Raw genomic sequence first — 17,392 nt, forward strand, 5'->3', positions numbered from 1 at the left:
TGGCGCTTGGCTGTGCTTAGCTGAAATTGAGCAGCTGGTTCGCCGCCTGCTCGTTCTGGTCGGCGGACTGGATCAGCTTCGTCTGCAATTCGAACGCGCGCGCGTTGTCGATCATCGACACCATCGCCGCCACCGGATTGACGTTGCTGCCTTCGAGCGAATTCGGCACGACCTTCACGGCCGGATCGGCATCGGCGGGATTGCCGTCCGCGGTGCGGAACAGGCCGTCGTCGCCGCGCTTCATCGTCGCGGGATCGGGATTCACGAGCTTCAGTTGATCGATCATCGCGACGGCGGTCGGCGGATCGCCCGGCATCAGCGCCGACACGGTGCCGTCCTGGCCGATCGTCAGCTGCGCGTTCGGCGGCACGGCGAGCGGGCCGCCGTTGCCGACGACGGGCAGGTCGTTCGCGGTCACGAGCTGCCCGTTCTGGTCGACGTGCAGGTTGCCCGCGCGCGTGTACGCCTCGGAGCCGTCCGGCAGCATCACCGACAGCCAGCCCGGCCCCTGAACCGCGACATCGAGCGGATTGCCCGTGCGCTCGATCGGGCCCGGCGTGAAGTCCGCGCCGGGCGTCGACGACAGCGTGTAGGTGCGGGTCGTCGACGGATCGACGTTGCCGCTGCCGTCGTCGAAGTTCATCGGCACCGCACGAAACGTCGCGAGCTGTGCGCGGAACCCCGTCGTCGACGTGTTCGCGAGATTGTTCGCGACGACGGACTGTTGCTCGAGCGACTGCGTCGCGCCCGTCATCGCCGTATAGATCAGTCGGTCCATGGCTGGCTGTTGTCCGCGAAGGCCGCTTACAGGTTGATGAGCGTCTGGTCGACGGTCTGCTGCGTCTTGATCGTCTGCGCGTTCGCCTGGTAGTTGCGCTGCGCGGTGATCAGATTCACGAGCTGGCTCGTCAGGTCGACGTTCGAGTTTTCGAGCGCGCTGCCCTGCAGCGTCCCGTGGTTCGTGCTGCCGGGCACCGAGATCTGCGGCACACCCGACGTGGCCGTCTCGACGTACTGGTTGTTGCCGACGCTCACGAGGCCGTTCGGATTGTTGAAGTTCGCGAGCACGATCTGCCCGAGCGTCGACGTCTGGCCGTTCGAGTAGTTGCCGGTCAGCTTGCCGTCCGCGCCGATCGAGAACGTCGTCAGCACGCCGCTCGCGAATCCGTTCTGCGCGAGGTTGTTGATGCCGTTCTTGCCGCCGTACTGCGTGGTGCCCGTCAGGTCGAGCGTCAGATTCTGCGGGTTCGCCGCGCCCGTCGTCGTCGGAATCGAGAACGAGAACTGACCGACGTTCGTCGTCGGCGCACCGGCCGGCGTCGACGTGCCCGTGATCGTGCCCGCCGTGTTGAAGCTGACCGAGCCGAGATCGGTCGGCGTCTGGCCCGACGGGCCCGCGTACGCTTCCCACTGGCCCGTCGTCGAGCTCTTCACGAAGTACAGGTTGACGTTCTGCGAGCCGCCAAGCGAATCGAACGCCTGCACCGACGTCGTGTAGTTGTAGCTCGTCGGATCGGAATAGTTGAACGGCGTCGTCGCGGGCACCGGGTCCTGCGAGTTCAGGTTGAACTGGCCGGTGATCTTGGTCGTCGCGGTCGGCGCGATGTTGGTCGTCGGCGCCTGCAGCGGCACGGTCGCCGCGCTGTTGATCACGCCGTTCGAGTCGGCCGCGTAGCCCATCAGGTTCAGGCCCTGCGAGTTGACGATGTAGCCGTTCTTGTCGCGCTGGAACGTGCCGTCGCGCGAGTACGTGACGACGCCGTTGTTCGACATCTGGAAGAAGCCGTTGCCGTTGATCGCGACGTTCAGCGACGAAGTGCTCGACGCGATCGTGCCCTGGCTGAACTGCTGCTGCACCGATGCGAGCATCGTGCCGATGCCGATCGGATTGTTGACAGCCGACGCGACCGAATTCGCATACATGTCGGAAAACTGCGCGGTGCTTCCCTTGAAGCCCACCGTGTTCGCGTTCGCGATGTTGTTGCCGATCACGTCGAGGTCGCTCGACGCGCCTGCCAAACCGCTCAAACCTTGTTGATAGCCCATCTCGGTCTCCGTGGCGAAGAAGCTGGATCAGTTGGTGGAAGACGAGGCGCTGCCGTTCGACGCGCTCGTCGTGGTGTTCGGGAAGATCGATGCGACCTGGCTGAAGCCGACCGTCGATCCGTTCGACAGCACGAGCCCCGGCGTGCCGTCGGCCTGCTTGACGACGCTCAGCACCTGCGCGGACGACAGCGTCGTCGGCGCGTACTGCTGGCCGGACGTGTCGGTGTAGCTCGCGCTGATCGTGTAGGTGCCGTCGGGCAGCTTGTTGCCGGCCGTGTCGGTCGGCGTCCAGTTGAACGGCACGGTGCCCGCCGACTGCGCGCCCGCGTTGATCGTGTTGACGACGACGCCTGACGAGTTCTTCACGGTGATCGTCAGGTTCGACACGGCGCTCGTCAGCTGCACGCCGAACGGCGACGCCGCGCCGCTCTTGACAGGTACGGTGTTGCCCGGCGCCAGCACGTTCGAGCCGATCAACATCGCCGCCTGCGTCTGCTGGCCGGCCGTGAGCTGCGACGACAGCGACGTGAGCGACGTGTTCAACTGCGCGATGCCGCTCACCGTGTTGATCTGCGCGAGCTGCGACGTCATCTGCGAGCTGTCGACGGGGCTCGTCGGATCCTGGTTCTGCAACTGCGTGACGAGCAGCTTGAGGAACGTCGTCTGCAGATCGCTCGCCGACGTGGTCGACAGCGAGCTCGCGACGTTGATGTTCGCGTTCGAGCTGCTGGTGCCGGTCGTACCGCTCGTCGTGCTCGCGCCCGTCGTGTTCGACGACTGGCTGTTCGAGCTCATCGTGTCGAACGGCAGCGTGTTCACGGTCGTGCCGCTGCCGCCGATGGTGGTCAAGGAGGATGTCATTCCGATTCGCCTTCCTCTGCTATGCGTGTTTTCAGTCGATGGAAAAGGGCGCGTCAGCTGCCGATCGTCAGCGTCTTCAGCATCAGTTGCTTCGCGGTGTTGAGCGTCTCGACGTTCGCCTGATATGAACGCGACGCGGAAATCATGTTGACCATCTCCTGCACCGGATCGACGTTCGGCATCGTCACGTAGCCGTTCTGGTCGGCGGCCGGGTTCGACGGGTCGTAGGTCGTCTTCATCGGCGACGGATCGTCGATCACCTTGGTCACCTGCACGCCGCCGACGCCCTGGCCGGACGCGGTGCGCGCGCGGCCCATCGGCGCGGTCGCGAACACCACCTGCTTCGCCTTGTAGGGCTTGCCGTCGGGACCCGTCACGCTGTCGGCGTTCGCGAGGTTCGACGCCGTCACGTTCAGACGTTGCGACTGGGCCGACATCGCGGAACCCGCGACGTCGAAAATGTTCATCAACGAAGGCATGCGTACTCCTTATCGCGTTGCGCGCCCATTCAAACGTTTCCCGTGACGCGCGCGGCACGCGGGAAACGCGCCGAAGCGGCGCGTCACGAACTCGAATTCGACGTGATCGCGGCGATCATCGTCTTGATCTGCTGCGTCATCACCGTCATCCCGGCCTGGTAGTGCACCGCGTTGTCGGCGAACTGCACGCGCTCGGTGTCGAGATCGACGGTGTTGCCGTCGAGCGCCGGCTGCTGCGGGATCCGGTACTGCGCGCGGCCGTAGTCGTCGCTCGGGCCGCCCGTCGGGATCAGCTTCACGTTGCCCGCCATGTGCGAGCCCGACGTCGTCGCCATCGACATCCCGCTCGTCACGCCGGCCGGCTGCGCGAGCGGAAGCTGCGCCGCGTTGCCGGCGGAGCGCGCGCCGTCCTGCTTCAGCGCACGGGCGAGCGTCGACGAGAAGTCGACGTCGCGCGCGCGGTAGCCCGGCGTATCGGCGTTCGCGATGTTCGACGACAGCAGTTCCTGCCGATACGTGCGCACGTCGAGCGCCTGGCGGCCGAATGCGAATTCGGCATCGAGTTTGTCCAGCATCTGCGAGTCTCCGTCTGAAGATGCGCTGCTCTTTCGCCGCCGGCGGTCGACCGCGAACCGCGGGCGGCTGACCATGGACGGCCAAAGAGGCTTTTTCCCATGGGACGCATGGTAGGCGGGCGACGCAACGGGCAATCGGGCGAATAACCGGCAAAGGGCCCCTCTATTCGCGGTTTGCCGGCGGGCGCCCATCCCTAGAATGCAACCCCGTACCAAACGGTTTCGAGGAGGGCGCGATGACGACAGACGCAAGCCGCGCAACGCGCGCGCGCTTTGCCGTGGCGCTCGCGCTGGCGGGCTGGACGTGCGCCGCGCTCGCGCAGCAGGCGGGCGACGGCGGGATGATCGTGATTCCGGGCCGCGGCGAATCGGCCGAAACGGCGCTCGCGAACGCGAATGCGGCGAACGCGCGCGGCGCCAATGCAGCGGGAGCGAGCACGCCGGCCGCCGTCGGATGGAACGGATCGGGCAGCAATACGGCACGCGTGGGCGGGCGGAACGCTCAGGCCGCCGCGCAGGCGGCCGCCGCATGGAACGGCCGAGCCGGCGCGCCGCCGGGGGCCGGGTCGAGCGATCCAGCCTACGCCCCGACGGCAGCCGAGCAGAGCAACGGCCAGATCGTGATCGAACCGGGTCCGCCCGCATCGAACGGCCGGATTGCGGCATCGCCCGCGATCGGATGGAAGCGGCCAGCGATCGCGGCCGCCCCGCGAGGCGGGTGGAACGGTCAGGTGAATCCCGCATCGGCGACGGCAGGATCGAATCTTCCCGCAAGCGCCGCGCCGACGAGCGCCCGATGGAACAATCCGGCCGGCGCGACCGCGCCCGTCACCGCGAACCGGAGCAATCCGGCGGCAAGCGTTGCTGCCGACGTCAATCCCGCATTCCGCGCGGTCGCTGCATCGCGCGCGCCGGCCAACGCGCAGCAGGTCGCGACGGTCGTCGCGCAGGATGCGGCCGTGCCCACCGGCCCGCCCGCGAACGCACGGGCGGCCGCCCAGCCGTGGCGGGCTCAGCGCGCCCAGGCCGCCGCACAAAGCGGCATGATCCCCGTCTCGTTCCGCACGGAGCCCGCGCCAAGCGCGCTGCCCGCCCGTCCCGCGCCGATTCGCGCGGCCGCGCCCGCAACGAACGCCCCTGGCGCGCAGACGACCGCCGCGCCGGCCGCCTCCGCCAATGCGACAGCCTCCGCTCCGGTCCCGGCCGGCCAGCAGGACGGCGAAACGATCCGCCGCGCCGCGCTCGCGTTTCTTCAACAGCAGGCGGCGGGCCTGCCCGGCAAGACCGCCATCACCGTCGCGCCCGCGTTCCCGCGCGGCCTCGCCGCGTGTACGACGCTCGAGCCGTTCCTGCCGTCGGGCGCGCGCCTCTGGGGCCGCACGACGGTCGGCGTGCGCTGCGCGGGCGAGCGTCCGTGGACGATCTATCTGCAGGCGAAGCTCGCCGTCCAAGCGACCTATTACGTCGCCGCGCGCCAGATCTCGCCCGGCGAGGCGCTCTCGGCGGCCGACCTCGTCGCGCGCGACGGCGATCTGACGATGCTGCCGCTCGCCGTGATCACCGATCCGACCCAGGCGGTCGGCGCGACCGCGCTCACGCGGGTCGCGGCCGGGCTGCCGCTGCGCCGGGATCTCCTGAAGAGCGCGGCGTCGGTATCGATCGGCCAGACGGTGCGGGTCGTCGCGTCGGGGCAGGGGTTCACGATTTCGGCCGAGGGCAGCGTGCTCAACAACGCAGCGCCCGGCCAGCAGGTACGGGTGCGCATGGCCGCGGGCCAGATCGTCACGGCGATCGTCAAGGACGCCGCGACAGTCGAGATCCCCCTCTAAGATTGCAAACTTTCGTTGATTCAGGGATTTACCGAAAAACGGGTGCTAAAGTTCGGGCCGGCCTTGCCGTTATCGTGGTCAAACCCGTACAGGAAACACCATCGTGAAAGTCGATTCCACCACTACTTCGAACGCCCGCACGCTGTCGAACGCCAGTGCGGGCGCGGCTCGCACGCAAGCCGGCCAGCCGGCCTCGGCCCGGACGCCCGCCAGCGCCGCGGGCGCGCCGACGGGCGGAGACGCGAACGTGAGCCTGTCTGGCCTGTCGTCGACGCTGCGCAGCCTGGCCGCATCGGGCAGCGCCGACATCGATACCGCCCAGGTCGAGGCGATTCGGGACGCGATCAAGAACGGCACACTGTCGATCGACACCGGCAAGATCGCCGACGGCATCCTGCAGACCGCCCGCGAACTGCTGAAGCAGCCGCCGCAGGCGGGCAACAGCTGAACCGGCTTCGCGGCCGGACGAAGAAACGCGAAGCACGGCGCGCGGACGGTCCGCGCGCCGGCATGTCGAGCCAAACGAGATGAGAGACGAACTGCTGGCCACGGTCAACGACGAGCACGCGACGGTCGAAGCGTTCGCGTCCCTGCTCGCCTACGAGGAAAAGGCGCTGACGACGGCGTCGCCGCTCGAGGCGCTGCCGGGCATCGTCGACAGGAAATCCGAGCTGATCGAGAAGCTCGCGCACCTCGAACGCCAGCGCGACACGCTGCTCGCGTCGCTCGGCCTGCCGGCCGGCAAGACGGGCATGGATCGCGCGGCCGAAAACGACGCGCGTCTCGCGAACGGCTGGCAGTTGCTGCAACAATCGGCAGAACGCGCGCGCCACGCGAATGCGATCAACGGGATGCTGATCCGCATCCGGATGGACTATAACGAACGAACGCTGTCCGTGCTGCGCGCCGCGCCGCAGCGCAACGGCTTCTACGGACCGGACGGACGCGTCGCGGCCGCGCGCTAGGGCCTGTCTGGGTTAAACATACAAGCGCGTTTCTTGATCAACGTGAGCTCGGAAGCGTGCCAAGTCGTATTCGACCGTAATCCGTTCGTGGCAGCTGCCGTTGCAGCTGTTTGCGCCGCCCGCTCACTTCGGTTCGCCCTTCTCGTCCCCTAGGTGGCGGATCAGTTCACCGCCCAAGACACTTAAAGATCACCTTCTCGAGCACGGCAAACTGCTCGTGGATGGCTGCCCGGTCCAATATCCCGTGCATCATTAGCCCGATTGTTCCGAGTCCGGGTTCGGGTTCGCGCTCCAGCCCGCCCTTCTCATTTCCCCTTTGTGTTTGTGCGGCATCGCGGCCCCTTCGTCGTCCGTCTGTGCGCTGCAAGCATGAATTCGATCAAGCGCTGTGTTCACGTCGAATCCGGCCAGCAAGCCGCCTCCCCCCTCGCAAATCGTAAGTCCGGTATATAGCCGCGTTGCCTCGCTTTCTTTCCCGCAAAGCCGCATTGCCTTGCCGAGATGCGCGTCCGCCTCGGCGGCAATCGAGGAAAACACTCGAGACAGCTTACCGGTCCGGCGTCGCACGCTCCGTTCCCCAGGATCCAATCGGAAATTCCACCGCAAATCGGTGTTTTTTCCGTATGCCGCGTTTCGTTCCGCAAAGGCGCTGGCCCCCCATGCAGCGAAATCGCTGATCCGCATGGGCAGTCCGTTTTGGCTGATTACAACGGTTTCCGCGATTCGGCTCCGTGTTTTCCATCGGCTGCGCCAATCGCGCTCGTCATTGCTTTCCTACGATGTTTTCACGGCCCTACCACACAGCGCAGGGTTCGTACCGGAAGAACATCCCGCCGAAAGGCAGTCTTACATTTATCAAGGAGCCACCATGGCATTCCCGACCAGCGTCAATGACCAGATCACCGATTCCGTCACGCAGGCCAATACCAAGGTATTGGGCGACGCGCCGGCGATCGCGATGGGCAACCTCTATCAGGCCACGGCGCAAGCACTTGCCAATACCGCCCACAACGCCACCAACGCGCAGCAGCAAAGCTACGTCACGACCCAGGCCGCCACCACGATGGGCGTCGCGACGCTGTACTCGCTCGACACCGCCGCCACGGGCGTGTCGACCAAGGACATCCTGAGCACCGGCGTTCGCGGCCTCGGCAGCTGACCGCCCAAGCCTAATTCATTGAGGAGCCCGACATGGCTTTTCCGACCAGCGTCAATGACCAGATCACCGATTCCGTCACGCAGGCCAACACCAAAGTGCTGGGCGACGCGCCGGCCATCGCGATGGGCAACCTGTACCAGGCCACGGCGCAAGCCTTGGCCAACGCGGCGCACAACGCGACCTACGCGCAGCAACAGAGCTACGTCACGGCGCAAGCCGCCACCACGATGGGCGTCGCGACGCTGTATTCGCTCGACACGGCCACGACCGGGATCGCCACCACCAAGATCCTCGGCACCTGAGGATCGCCGGAAACAGTTGACCCCAAGGAGTTGAACACATGGCCTTTCCCACTGCCGTCAACAACCAGATCACCGATTCGGTGACGCAGGCGAACACCCAGGTGCTGGGGGTGTCTCCGTCCATTGCGATGGGCAACCTGTACCAGGCCACGGCGCAGGCGTTGGCCAACGCTGCGCACAACGCGACGCTGGCGCAACAACAGATGTACGTCACGGCACAGGCTGCGACCACGATGGGTGTCGCGCTGCTGTACTCGTTGGATACCGGCAGTACGGCAATGGCGACCAAGAAAATCCTCGGCTGAGGGCTCATGCGTTGATCACCGACCCCCACCTGTCATCCAAACATTTAGGAGCATGAATCATGGCATTTCCCACTTCAGTCAACAGCCAGATCACCGATTCGGTCTCGCAAGTCAACACGAAAGTGCTGGGCGACGCGCCATCCGTCGCGATGGGCAACCTGTATGTGGCAACGAGCCAGGCGCTGTCGAACGCCGCCCACAACGCCACCAACAATCAGCAGCAATCGTACGTGACGATGCAGGCATCCACCACGCAGGCCGTGTCCACGCTGCTGACGGTGGAAACAGGCACCACGGGCGCTGCCACCGCGGAGATTCTCGGCCTGAGATAACCGCGCTTGACGCCCGCGGCCGAGACACTGGGGCACGCGGGCGCCACGCACGCCAGCCATCGGGTATCCCGCTGATCCGGTCGATGCAATGCCAGCGCTCGCCGTGGGCCAAACGGCCGCAGTCGCGATGGCAATGACCTATCTCGCGATGGCCGACAGCATCGGCATCGCGATGAGCAATGCCGTCGCCAATCAGCAGCGAGGCCAGGTCATCGCCGACGCGGCCACGACTCAGGTACTCGCATTGATCATCGCAAAGGGAAGCCAACAGGGAAGCTAACCGTCATGAGTACCGATGACAGCTCCGTCAACAGTCAAATCGTCGACGCCGTCAGCAACGTCGTCACGCTGACGACCGGCCAATCGCCATCACAGGCGTTCGGCATGCTCGACGCCGTCTTGCTGGAAACGCTCGGCATGGCCATGCACAACGCAGTGAGTCGCCAGCAAAGCGCAGGCATGATCAATTCGGCCGCGCTGACGGCCGCGTGCGCGAAGATCCTCGCCGTACCGTTCCCGGTCCCGCCGCCGCCTCCGCCGCCCGAGCCGACGCCGCCGCCCGACGTGCATCCGCTGCCGGGTCCCGACGAATCAATGTCGCCGGCCTCCGTCGTGGAGGCCGCCGTCAAGGAAAGCGAGACGGCCTTCGGCGAAGCCAAGGCCGCCCTCGACGAGCTGAAGGCCTCGGCCGACACGGCCGTGAAGGACGCGGGCGACGCCGAGTATGCGCTGGACCAGTTCGCGCAATCGGTCACGGCCGCGCTGTCGAAGCCGGGCGGCGGCACGCCGAACCACGGCGGACCGAGCGGCAAGAACTGAAGGATTTCGCGCTGCCTGCTGACACACCCACTCCACCGAAGGAAATGTCATGGATCCCTCGAAGGTCAACTCTCAAGTCATCGACGTGATCAACCAGAGCCAGCTCGCGACGATGAGTCCGCAGGTGGTGTTGACGAGCGGTGCGGGCAAGGCCTATCAGTCGGTCGCCCAATCGACCGCGCTCGCGGTGCAGGACGCGACCGACGCGCTGCGCAACATCACCACGATCGCGACGACGGCGGCCGGCGTGGCGATGGCGCAGCTTCTCGCCACCGGCAAGCCGCAATACGCGACGGCGCTCACCCAGGCGCAGGAAATGATGAAGTCCGCAACCGACGACTACGCGAAGATCGGCTCGGTCGCCGCGAACGTGCTCAAGGGATTCCCGGCCGGCTGAAGCGAACCCGTAAGCCCCCGCAGTCCGATCAAGGAGCATCGCCATGACCGTATCCGTTGCCGGCAAGCTGATACCGCTGCCCAACGCGCTGTCCGACATCGGACGGCTCGCGCTCGCGTTCGTCGACGGCGGCATAGAGTGGCTGGTCTGGGCCGCCACCGCGCCGTCGGCGCGCTACGACTTCGCGGACGAGACGGAGCTGATCGCCACGGTCCAGCAAGGGCTGCACGCGTCGCGCTACACGCTGCTGCCGCAGCTCGGGCTGACGATCAGCCCGGTCAAGCTCATGACGCTGAGCCTAGCTGACTTGAACATCCTCGCGCGCGCCGAGAGCGGCGACGGCTCTTCCGTCGTGGCCGCGCAAGTGGCGAAGGTCCTCTCGGAACACGGTCTCGTCACCCGCGACGAGCTGGCCGCGGGCGTCAGCTTCCTCGCGCAGTTGGGCGTCAAGTCGGCGCCACTGTTCCAGGCTCTCGGCTTCGACGACAGCCTGGCGGTCACGAACCTGATGCACCTGCCGCAGGGCGCACGGCAACAGCCGCTGCAGCAGGAGGCCGCATCGTTCGCGTTGAAGCAGGCGCGCACCGTGCTCGAATTCTGCGACTTCTACCGCTTCTACCTCGACTACGCGGAACAACTGAACAGCAGCGCCGCCACGCCCGAGCGACGCGAAGCCGCGGCTACGGACGCCTCGGAAGCGCTGCTGCCGATTCTTTTCGGCGCACTGGACTGTCCGCAGGTGCAGGGCCTGGCAGGTCCGTCCGACGTCGCGCAGACCGTGCGCAACTGGCTCGCTCAAGGCCGAATGGTGGGCTTTGCGAGGCTGTCGCAAGGCGCCCAGCAGATCGTTCAGCACACCGCCTACAAGGGCGAGACCGGCGAAGCGGCCAAGCGCATCGTCGAGCTCTTCATGCACGCGGCACAGTCGTTTCTGGCCGCCCACCAGCCCGACAGCGGCACGATGGGCCAGGATGGCGCGACCTGTCTGTTCCCCGTCGAGTCCGCTCAATTGCGTGCCGAATTGCAGTTGAGCGGCAGCGGCGTGATTTCACTGAACGACTTCGGCGCGAGACCCGCCGTGCCGGCGGCGCTTGCGCCCGCCGTGACGGAAACCGCAATCGCAGAACAGGAGAACGTATCGTGAGCATTCCAAAGATACCGATTTCGAACGCATCCGAACGGCCGGAAGACTCGCAAGCGGCGGCCGAGCGGCTAAGCGTGCGTGCCCCTTCCGGCGTCGCGCCGTCCATCACGCCGGCCGACGTACCGGCTGAATTCACGAACCCGCACGCCGCCGTCGCCGACATGCGCAAGGAAGCGCGCGCGAAAGCTCAGCAGATGGTCTTGGAAGCCAAACTGGCGCTGCTGGAATCGCTGCACGCATTGCACACCGGCGTAAAGACGGATGTCGTTTCCACCGGTGCGGTTCCGGCTCCGAACAAGCGAGGCACGCGATGAAACCTCGACGTGACGTATCGGCAACGAATCCGCCCGAGTCCATTTCGCAGATCGCCGAAATGCAGGCGCAAGAGGCGGTCGACAACGCGGTCGCGGCCAGCGACAAGGCGATGCGCGCCGCGTTGAACAGCACGGCGCACGCCGGCGCGGCCGACGGGAGTCATGCCGCGCTCGAGGCGATGGCGTTGGCCGAGCAAGCGCTCGCGGCCGCGTTAAGCGGCGCGGCTGCGGGCGAGGCCGCCGTGGCAAACGCGTCGCGGCAAGCCGGAGAGGCCGAGACTCGCGCGGTCGAAGAAGCGCAGCGACAGGCCGAGAAGGCGATGGCGGCGGCCGGGGCGTCGGCATCGCGGGCGGGGTAGCGCATGAACCGCCTCGATTTCCCAAAGGGACTGCTCGCGACGAATGGCTTCGCGTCCTGTCGAGTCCCGATCGAACCGCCTCCGAGCGAGGTCGCGGTCTTTCGGATTGCCAACGACGGTCTTGCCATCGCGCGGCGACGTCGTTCAATCGCCGCTATTGGGACTTAGTCCGGGAGCACGTATGGAAACGTCCGAACAGCGGGCGACGCGGCGCATGATGAGCGGCTGGCTGACCAAGCAGATCAACGATCTGGGGAAACCGGAAGGTATCAAGAAGCGAGACATTCGCGCCCAGGTCCTGCACGCGCTGCAGGAGATCGACGTGCGCATCGCCGAGCTGAACCGGTCGTTGCAGGAGAACTTCCACGTCGCCCCCGGCCGGCGGGACCTGGTGAAGTTCTACATGAAGGGCGGCAATGCGTTCGAATGCATACGCGACCCTCGCGGAGAAGCTGCGATGCGAAACGGCGGCGGAACATCGGACTGGGATACGCAAGTCGTCATCGATCCGTGGGCGCCCGTGCCGCTGCAACGCTTCATCTACGGCCTGCTGGAAGAACTGGTGACGGACACGATGATCCGGGCCGGCGTAGACATCGCGCGGGTAGCCGACACCTTCGCCGACGAGACGGTCAAGCATTGGAAGGCGCAGCGAGACGATCTGGAACGCAAGGACTATTCGGCCTATACGCTGGAATACGACGATCCGCAATCGCTGCGGCAGGTATACGACCAGCAGCGGCTCGGGCTCTGGACCAACGACCGGCGCAGGCTGTCCGAACCGGACATTGACCACCCCGAACGCATGCCCGGCATCCTGCTCAACGACGCGATCCGGCCGTTCGTCCTGTATCGGCTCGGTTATACCTGGCACGCCAAATTGCCTCCGCCTCTGCCGTTCGCGGCGCTGTCGGCACAGCCGCCGATCCTGCTGCCGGCGAAGCTGCCTAAACCATTCCCTCAAATGAAAGCGGATATTCGCAAGCCGCTGCTGATGGAGTTGATCGACGTCACGCTGCCGCGACGCGACACGATCGAGGCAGTGGCCGTCTGGGAGGAACTGGCGCAGAAGCACATCGCGATTGAAAAAATGACGGTTTCCGTGAAATCGCCCGATGCGGACATCGCAGAGACCGAGCCGACCGACGATATCGCCAGCGTGATACTGCCGTTGCCGGACATCATGTACCACCTGCGAGAAATCGCCACGATGCTGTGCGAGATCGCGGACGGCAGTTCGCGTCATCCGGATAAGCTCGAAAGGCGCTTCACGCGCTTCAAGCAAATCTGGGTGCCGGGCGACAAAGAACAAATCAGACGCATACTCAGCAAGATGGCCGGAGTGCCTGACATCGGCGCAACCCCTCTTGCGCACATGGAAAAAGTCACTCAGTACATCGAAAAATACGGCGGCGATCTGAAAGACGCCATTCTGGGAGACAAGGACGCCGCGTTCACGCAAGCGCGCCGCCTGATGGACTGGATTGCCCAAAGAACGGCGGAACAAAACGACAGCTTCACCAAGAATGACCACGTGAGCCGCGCGTGGCTGGAAGAATTCGACAGAGGGCGAAACGAGCTAAGGGAAATCGTCGATGAAGTCGCCAAGGGCGTGCCCGGCGTCGTCGAGGGCGCGCTCGAAGCGGCGTATAGCGACGACCTGGTGCTGATCCGCTTCCTGGAGGAGAACGAATACCTGACGCCGAGGCAAATCGGACTATCGGGCGTGTTCAGGGCGGCCGTGATTCGCGTGCGAACCCCGATGCAAGTGGATGCGCTCGGCACGTTGTTCCTGGCCCGGTTCGGCCTGCATTTCGACGGGCCCAAGAGCGCCGAGGCCGAGCATTCGGTTCGCTACCGGGCCTACGGCGTGCCGCGCGCTACCGGCATCACCCACGAGCTGACGATGGTGGCGTTCGACGAGGGGAAGGCGACCACCTATCTGTCCATTACCACCGCAACTTCCGGCGAAGCGCCGTTCCGGCGCGACGCGGTCAACCCCTACGTGAACTTTGCGTCGCTGCCGGAAATTGCCGCGCAACGCAAGATCGCCGCGGCACTGATCGAAGACTACCTGATCCGCAACGTAATCTCACGGCAATACGAGGCGCTGAAAACGCTGCTTCCCGTGGTGTGATCGAGCGCCTGGCGAGGCCGCGCGCCGCGGGCCGTCAAAAAAGGAGCAATGGCATGACCTTCTACGCAGGATTCGACATCGACGAGTTCCCTGGTCTAGACCAGCTCGCCTGGTTGAAGAAGGCCACCAACCTAAGTTGGTGCGGCTACCCTCTCGCCGACCAGTGGAAAGGCCGTCGCAAAGACCTGATCAAGCAAGGCTGGGGCCTGCTGCCCGTCTATAAGAGCCAACCGACTGATCCGACTGATTCGAACCCCGAACAGCAAGGTAAAACGGACGGCGAGCAAGCGGCCGACCTGATGCGTAAAGAAGGATTTCCACGGAGCGCCTACGTCTTCATCGACTGGAAAAGCAGCAGCCTTCCCGATAACGCCGAGACCTATCTCCGCGCGTGGGCCGACGCCGTGCAGAAGAATGGCTATATGCCGGGCGTCCACTGCTCGACTGCCTTGGCCTCGTCCATCACGTCGCGGATGGACAAAGCCGCGGCGAAGCCGCGCATCTGGGCGACGAAGACGCCGACCGACGAGCCACATCTGTATTCAGGCGCCGTCAGCGACTTTCCGGCCAAAGACCCCGCCGACTCCGGCTATTCGACCGCGACTGCCTGGCAATACCAGACCAACGCCGTGTTGATGCTGTGGACGATGCAGGTGGACTTGAGCTCATCGACGCTGGAAAACCCGTCCGCACCTTCCGCATCCTAACTGTCTACGGAACGGTTCGCCGCCGCGAGCCATCGAAAAGGAGCAACACCATGTCGTTCTATGCTGGCTTCGACACCAAGATCTTCCCCGGCCAACTGCAACTGGACTGGCTGAAGTCCAACACCAACCTCAGTTGGTGCGGCTACTATCTGGCTCCCGCGCCGAACCATCCCGACATCAGCTGGATGGGCAACCGCCAGGCGTTGATCGATCAAGGCTGGGGGCTGCTGCCCATTTATGTCGGCCAGCAATCGGGATCGAACGATCTGACCGATGCCCAAGGCGTCACCGACGGCTCACAAGCCGCTCAATTGGCGCTCGCCGAAGGCTTTCCCCGCGACGGCTACCTATACATCGACTGGGAAGACGGCAGCGCTCTCGACGACGATACCCAGGCCTATCTCGGTGCGTGGGCCGCCGAGATCATGAAGTGCGGGTATCAGCCCGGCGTCTATTGCTCGCACGATCTGGCCGATTCGATGGCATCGCTGATGGCAGGCCTGAGCCCATCGCCCGAATTGCGCATCTGGGCCTGGAACGTGCCGACGGTGAACCAGCAACCTTATTTAGGCTCCCTGAACGCATTCCCCGCCGTCACGCCTGCCGGTTGCGGTTATCCGGGCGCCATGGCATGGCAACACCTGCAAAACTGCGTGTTGATGCCTGGAACGATGCAGGTGGACCTGAGCGCGTCGAACCTGAAAGACCCGTCCGCCCCATCCCTATCGCGATGGCAGCGGCCCGTCACGCAATCGAGCTCCTGAATTCGCGCGGACTCAACCCCACGATGCGCCTGAAGCTTTTTTCGAAATGACTCAGGTCGCCGAAGCCAACGCTCAGCGCGACTTCAGTCACGCGCGGACAGTCGTCACGCATCAGCATTTCCTTCGCCTTCTCGATGCGAATTTGCTGGAGCAGCGGCTTGAACGCGACATTCAACGTGTGACGGAACAGATAGCTCAAATGCGACGGGCTCACGTGAGCGTGCTGCGCCAGCTGCTCCATTGAAATCGGATTGGCGTAATGTTCACCGAGATAAAGCAGCGCCTTGCGCAGCGCCTTATGCAATCGCGCCAGCTCCGCGCCGTTGCGTGTCATCGCACACTGCGCCCAGTGGGCCGGCATCGCCGAAGACCGCGACGTGGCAACAGCCAGCTCCATCGTGCGCCGTGACGCCTCGTCATCTCGATCGGCGACGCGCGACGTGCCGACACGCTCGCTACGCGATTGCGAAATCATCCACGGCACGTGAAGCGCGACATCCGCACGGCCGATGGCGGCATCGCCCGTCATGACCGCGAGGCGCGCGATCACGCGCTCCAGTTCATACAGATTTTCCGGCCACGCATAGAGCCGGCAAATCTCGAGCAGCGCGTCGCTGCACTTGCGCTCCGCGACATAGCCATGATGTTCGAGCGCCGCGACGATCAGCGGCGCGATGTCGTCCTGGCGAAGGCGAAGCGACGGCACTGTCACCGACAGGAAATCCAGTTCGGCCAGCAGTGCTTGCGAGAATCGCCCTTCTTCCACGCATCTTCGCAAGTCGGACGTCGTCGACGCGATCACGCGCACCTCGCACTCGTCCGGCACCACCAGCCATTGTCCGAGCCGCGAATGCAGATGCTGTCGCAGCTGGTTCTGAAGCCGCGTAGCAAGCTCGTCGATGCCGTTGAAGAACAAGGTGCCGCCGGCCGCCTGTTTGAACCATTGCGCCGGATCGCCGGCAGGATCGGCGCAGTTGACTTCAATGAACGGCCCGTCCCGTCGAGGTCCGCAACAATGCAGCGCCGCCGCCAACGGGGCCTTCTCGGTGCCGAACTCGCCGGTGAGCAACACCGGCAACGTGCTGTACGACGCCTTTTCGACGAAAATCTCGACGCGGTGCAACGGTTCGGACATGCCCACGAGCAACAAGCTGCGGCTCAGACGTTGCCGAGCCCACCGTTGCACGTCGTAGCGCTTGCACAACAATGCGCAGCGATGTGCAAAGGCGGCACCCCATTCGGCGAATGCTTCCGATCGATCAGCGGTGCCTCGCCCATTCAACCGCAGCGTGCCGAGTTGCTCTCCCGCATATGTCACCGGGAATCGAGCCGAATGCGCGGCCGGTTCGGAATGTTCGTCGACGTTCGTTTCCTCGATCCATGCGAGATCGATCTGTGCGCCGTTGCGATTCAACTGCAGGACACCCACGCCGCGCAGCCACAAGGACGCGCTCCCCAAGTCCAGTTGCCGGGCGAACGCCCGCACCAGCGATTCGAGCAGATGCGGGAACGTCCGATAGGGACGATAGACGCTTCGCAATAGCGATTCCACGTCGATGACCTCGTTCGGACATGGACGACTTCGATCATCCCGGCATCGAGCTGCTCATGCCGTATTTCATCGATTGCCCGCCGCCGGCGAGCGGTCTTGCATGCGTGATATCGCATCCGGGAACAGTCCACATCATGCGTCTCCCTCGTATGAATCGGCATTTCGCAACGACGGCGCGCCGTAGCCGCGAGCCATCCATCGCATGCACATGAAGTATGCAAGGCTCGCGTGGAATCGCACGAGACAAGCGCGCCGTTGTCAATCGTTGTTCACATACGGCGCAGCGTCACGGAACGACAGGGCCGTCACGGCGAACGGCCGCGCGACGGCCGGCGAACTTCACGCA

At 65.0% G+C, this 17,392-nt stretch carries 23 protein-coding genes; 16 read left to right on the forward strand and 7 right to left on the reverse strand.

Translation table 11 applies throughout. The annotated features are described in order from the left end of the window. Positions 1–16 precede the first annotated feature (16 nt). The 5 genes from flgF to flgB form a co-directional block, all read right to left on the reverse strand. Positions 17–778, reverse strand: coding sequence for a flagellar basal-body rod protein FlgF (gene flgF, locus WS70_RS17515; protein WP_059469325.1), 762 nt, complete (start codon positions 776–778; stop codon positions 17–19). A 26-nt stretch (positions 779–804) separates the two neighbouring features. Beyond that, a complete protein-coding gene (gene flgE, locus WS70_RS17520) occupies positions 805–2,046 on the reverse strand; it encodes a flagellar hook protein FlgE (protein ID WP_059597525.1) in 1,242 nt (413 codons plus the stop codon). A 27-nt stretch (positions 2,047–2,073) separates the two neighbouring features. Next, entirely contained in the window at positions 2,074–2,907 is an 834-nt protein-coding gene (gene flgD, locus WS70_RS17525) for a flagellar hook assembly protein FlgD (RefSeq protein ID WP_059469327.1), read from the reverse strand. 53 nt (positions 2,908–2,960) lie between these two features. Then, positions 2,961–3,386 carry a flagellar basal body rod protein FlgC gene (flgC, locus tag WS70_RS17530; protein WP_059469328.1) on the reverse strand — a complete coding sequence of 142 codons (426 nt, stop codon included), beginning with the start codon at positions 3,384–3,386 and terminating at the stop codon, positions 2,961–2,963. Between the two features lie 83 nt (positions 3,387–3,469). Continuing rightward, positions 3,470–3,961 carry a flagellar basal body rod protein FlgB gene (gene flgB, locus WS70_RS17535; RefSeq protein WP_010112961.1) on the reverse strand — a complete coding sequence of 164 codons (492 nt, stop codon included), beginning with the start codon at positions 3,959–3,961 and terminating at the stop codon, positions 3,470–3,472. Positions 3,962–4,197: 236 nt separating this feature from the next. Here flgB and flgA point away from each other — a divergent pair, with 236 nt between their 5' ends. From flgA to WS70_RS17555, 3 genes are all read left to right on the forward strand, one after another. Beyond that, positions 4,198–5,790: a flagellar basal body P-ring formation chaperone FlgA gene (gene flgA, locus WS70_RS32425; RefSeq protein ID WP_059597526.1), complete on the forward strand. Its 1,593-nt coding sequence runs from the start codon at positions 4,198–4,200 to the stop codon at positions 5,788–5,790. Positions 5,791–5,893: 103 nt separating this feature from the next. Next, positions 5,894–6,238, forward strand: coding sequence for a flagellar biosynthesis anti-sigma factor FlgM (gene flgM / locus WS70_RS17550; protein ID WP_059469330.1), 345 nt, complete (start codon positions 5,894–5,896; stop codon positions 6,236–6,238). Positions 6,239–6,317: 79 nt separating this feature from the next. Continuing rightward, on the forward strand, positions 6,318–6,755 hold the full coding sequence (locus WS70_RS17555; protein ID WP_059469331.1) for a flagella synthesis protein FlgN: 438 nt from the start codon (positions 6,318–6,320) through the stop codon (positions 6,753–6,755). Between the two features lie 252 nt (positions 6,756–7,007). On the opposite strand, the gene WS70_RS32970 is transcribed toward WS70_RS17555, so the two are convergent. Next, complete coding sequence (locus WS70_RS32970; protein ID WP_226382780.1) at positions 7,008–7,439, reverse strand: hypothetical protein; 432 nt, start codon at positions 7,437–7,439, stop codon at positions 7,008–7,010. Positions 7,440–7,623: 184 nt separating this feature from the next. Between WS70_RS32970 and WS70_RS17565 the strand changes: the two genes are divergently transcribed. The 13 genes from WS70_RS17565 (at position 7,624) to WS70_RS17625 (ending at position 15,494) form a co-directional block, all read left to right on the forward strand. Further along, on the forward strand, positions 7,624–7,914 hold the full coding sequence (locus WS70_RS17565) for a RebB family R body protein (RefSeq protein WP_006024230.1): 291 nt from the start codon (positions 7,624–7,626) through the stop codon (positions 7,912–7,914). Between the two features lie 32 nt (positions 7,915–7,946). After that, positions 7,947–8,216, forward strand: a complete 270-nt coding sequence (locus tag WS70_RS17570; RefSeq protein ID WP_006024229.1) for a RebB family R body protein — start codon at positions 7,947–7,949, stop codon at positions 8,214–8,216. A 38-nt stretch (positions 8,217–8,254) separates the two neighbouring features. Then, entirely contained in the window at positions 8,255–8,521 is a 267-nt protein-coding gene (locus WS70_RS17575; RefSeq protein WP_006024228.1) for a RebB family R body protein, read from the forward strand. A gap of 59 nt (positions 8,522–8,580) precedes the next feature. Continuing rightward, positions 8,581–8,853 carry a RebB family R body protein gene (locus WS70_RS17580; protein WP_059469332.1) on the forward strand — a complete coding sequence of 91 codons (273 nt, stop codon included), beginning with the start codon at positions 8,581–8,583 and terminating at the stop codon, positions 8,851–8,853. 127 nt (positions 8,854–8,980) lie between these two features. Further along, the gene (locus WS70_RS17585; RefSeq protein WP_236861869.1) at positions 8,981–9,133 is read left to right on the forward strand and encodes a RebB family R body protein; all 153 of its coding nucleotides are present in this window, start codon (positions 8,981–8,983) and stop codon (positions 9,131–9,133) included. 5 nt (positions 9,134–9,138) lie between these two features. Further along, positions 9,139–9,672: a RebB family R body protein gene (locus tag WS70_RS17590; protein WP_059597527.1), complete on the forward strand. Its 534-nt coding sequence runs from the start codon at positions 9,139–9,141 to the stop codon at positions 9,670–9,672. A 49-nt stretch (positions 9,673–9,721) separates the two neighbouring features. Continuing rightward, positions 9,722–10,069 carry a hypothetical protein gene (locus WS70_RS17595; protein ID WP_059469335.1) on the forward strand — a complete coding sequence of 116 codons (348 nt, stop codon included), beginning with the start codon at positions 9,722–9,724 and terminating at the stop codon, positions 10,067–10,069. Positions 10,070–10,112: 43 nt separating this feature from the next. Beyond that, a complete protein-coding gene (locus WS70_RS17600; RefSeq protein ID WP_059469336.1) occupies positions 10,113–11,213 on the forward strand; it encodes a hypothetical protein in 1,101 nt (366 codons plus the stop codon). Continuing rightward, a complete protein-coding gene (locus WS70_RS17605) occupies positions 11,210–11,527 on the forward strand; it encodes a hypothetical protein (RefSeq protein WP_059469337.1) in 318 nt (105 codons plus the stop codon). Before WS70_RS17600 ends, WS70_RS17605 begins: the two co-directional genes overlap by 4 nt. A gap of 59 nt (positions 11,528–11,586) precedes the next feature. Further along, on the forward strand, positions 11,587–11,886 hold the full coding sequence (locus WS70_RS17610; protein WP_226382781.1) for a hypothetical protein: 300 nt from the start codon (positions 11,587–11,589) through the stop codon (positions 11,884–11,886). 217 nt (positions 11,887–12,103) lie between these two features. Further along, positions 12,104–14,023: a hypothetical protein gene (locus WS70_RS17615; RefSeq protein WP_059597539.1), complete on the forward strand. Its 1,920-nt coding sequence runs from the start codon at positions 12,104–12,106 to the stop codon at positions 14,021–14,023. Between the two features lie 53 nt (positions 14,024–14,076). Next, on the forward strand, positions 14,077–14,730 hold the full coding sequence (locus WS70_RS17620) for a glycoside hydrolase domain-containing protein (protein ID WP_059469371.1): 654 nt from the start codon (positions 14,077–14,079) through the stop codon (positions 14,728–14,730). Between the two features lie 50 nt (positions 14,731–14,780). After that, entirely contained in the window at positions 14,781–15,494 is a 714-nt protein-coding gene (locus tag WS70_RS17625; protein WP_059597528.1) for a glycoside hydrolase domain-containing protein, read from the forward strand. On the opposite strand, the gene WS70_RS17630 is transcribed toward WS70_RS17625, so the two are convergent. Further along, entirely contained in the window at positions 15,475–17,046 is a 1,572-nt protein-coding gene (locus tag WS70_RS17630) for a helix-turn-helix domain-containing protein (RefSeq protein WP_059597529.1), read from the reverse strand. The two genes, WS70_RS17625 and WS70_RS17630, sit on opposite strands and share 20 nt — an antisense overlap. Between the last annotated feature and the right edge of the window lie 346 nt (positions 17,047–17,392).

It is taken from the genome of Burkholderia mayonis (genome assembly GCF_001523745.2).
In the GTDB taxonomy this organism is placed as follows: domain Bacteria; phylum Pseudomonadota; class Gammaproteobacteria; order Burkholderiales; family Burkholderiaceae; genus Burkholderia; species Burkholderia mayonis.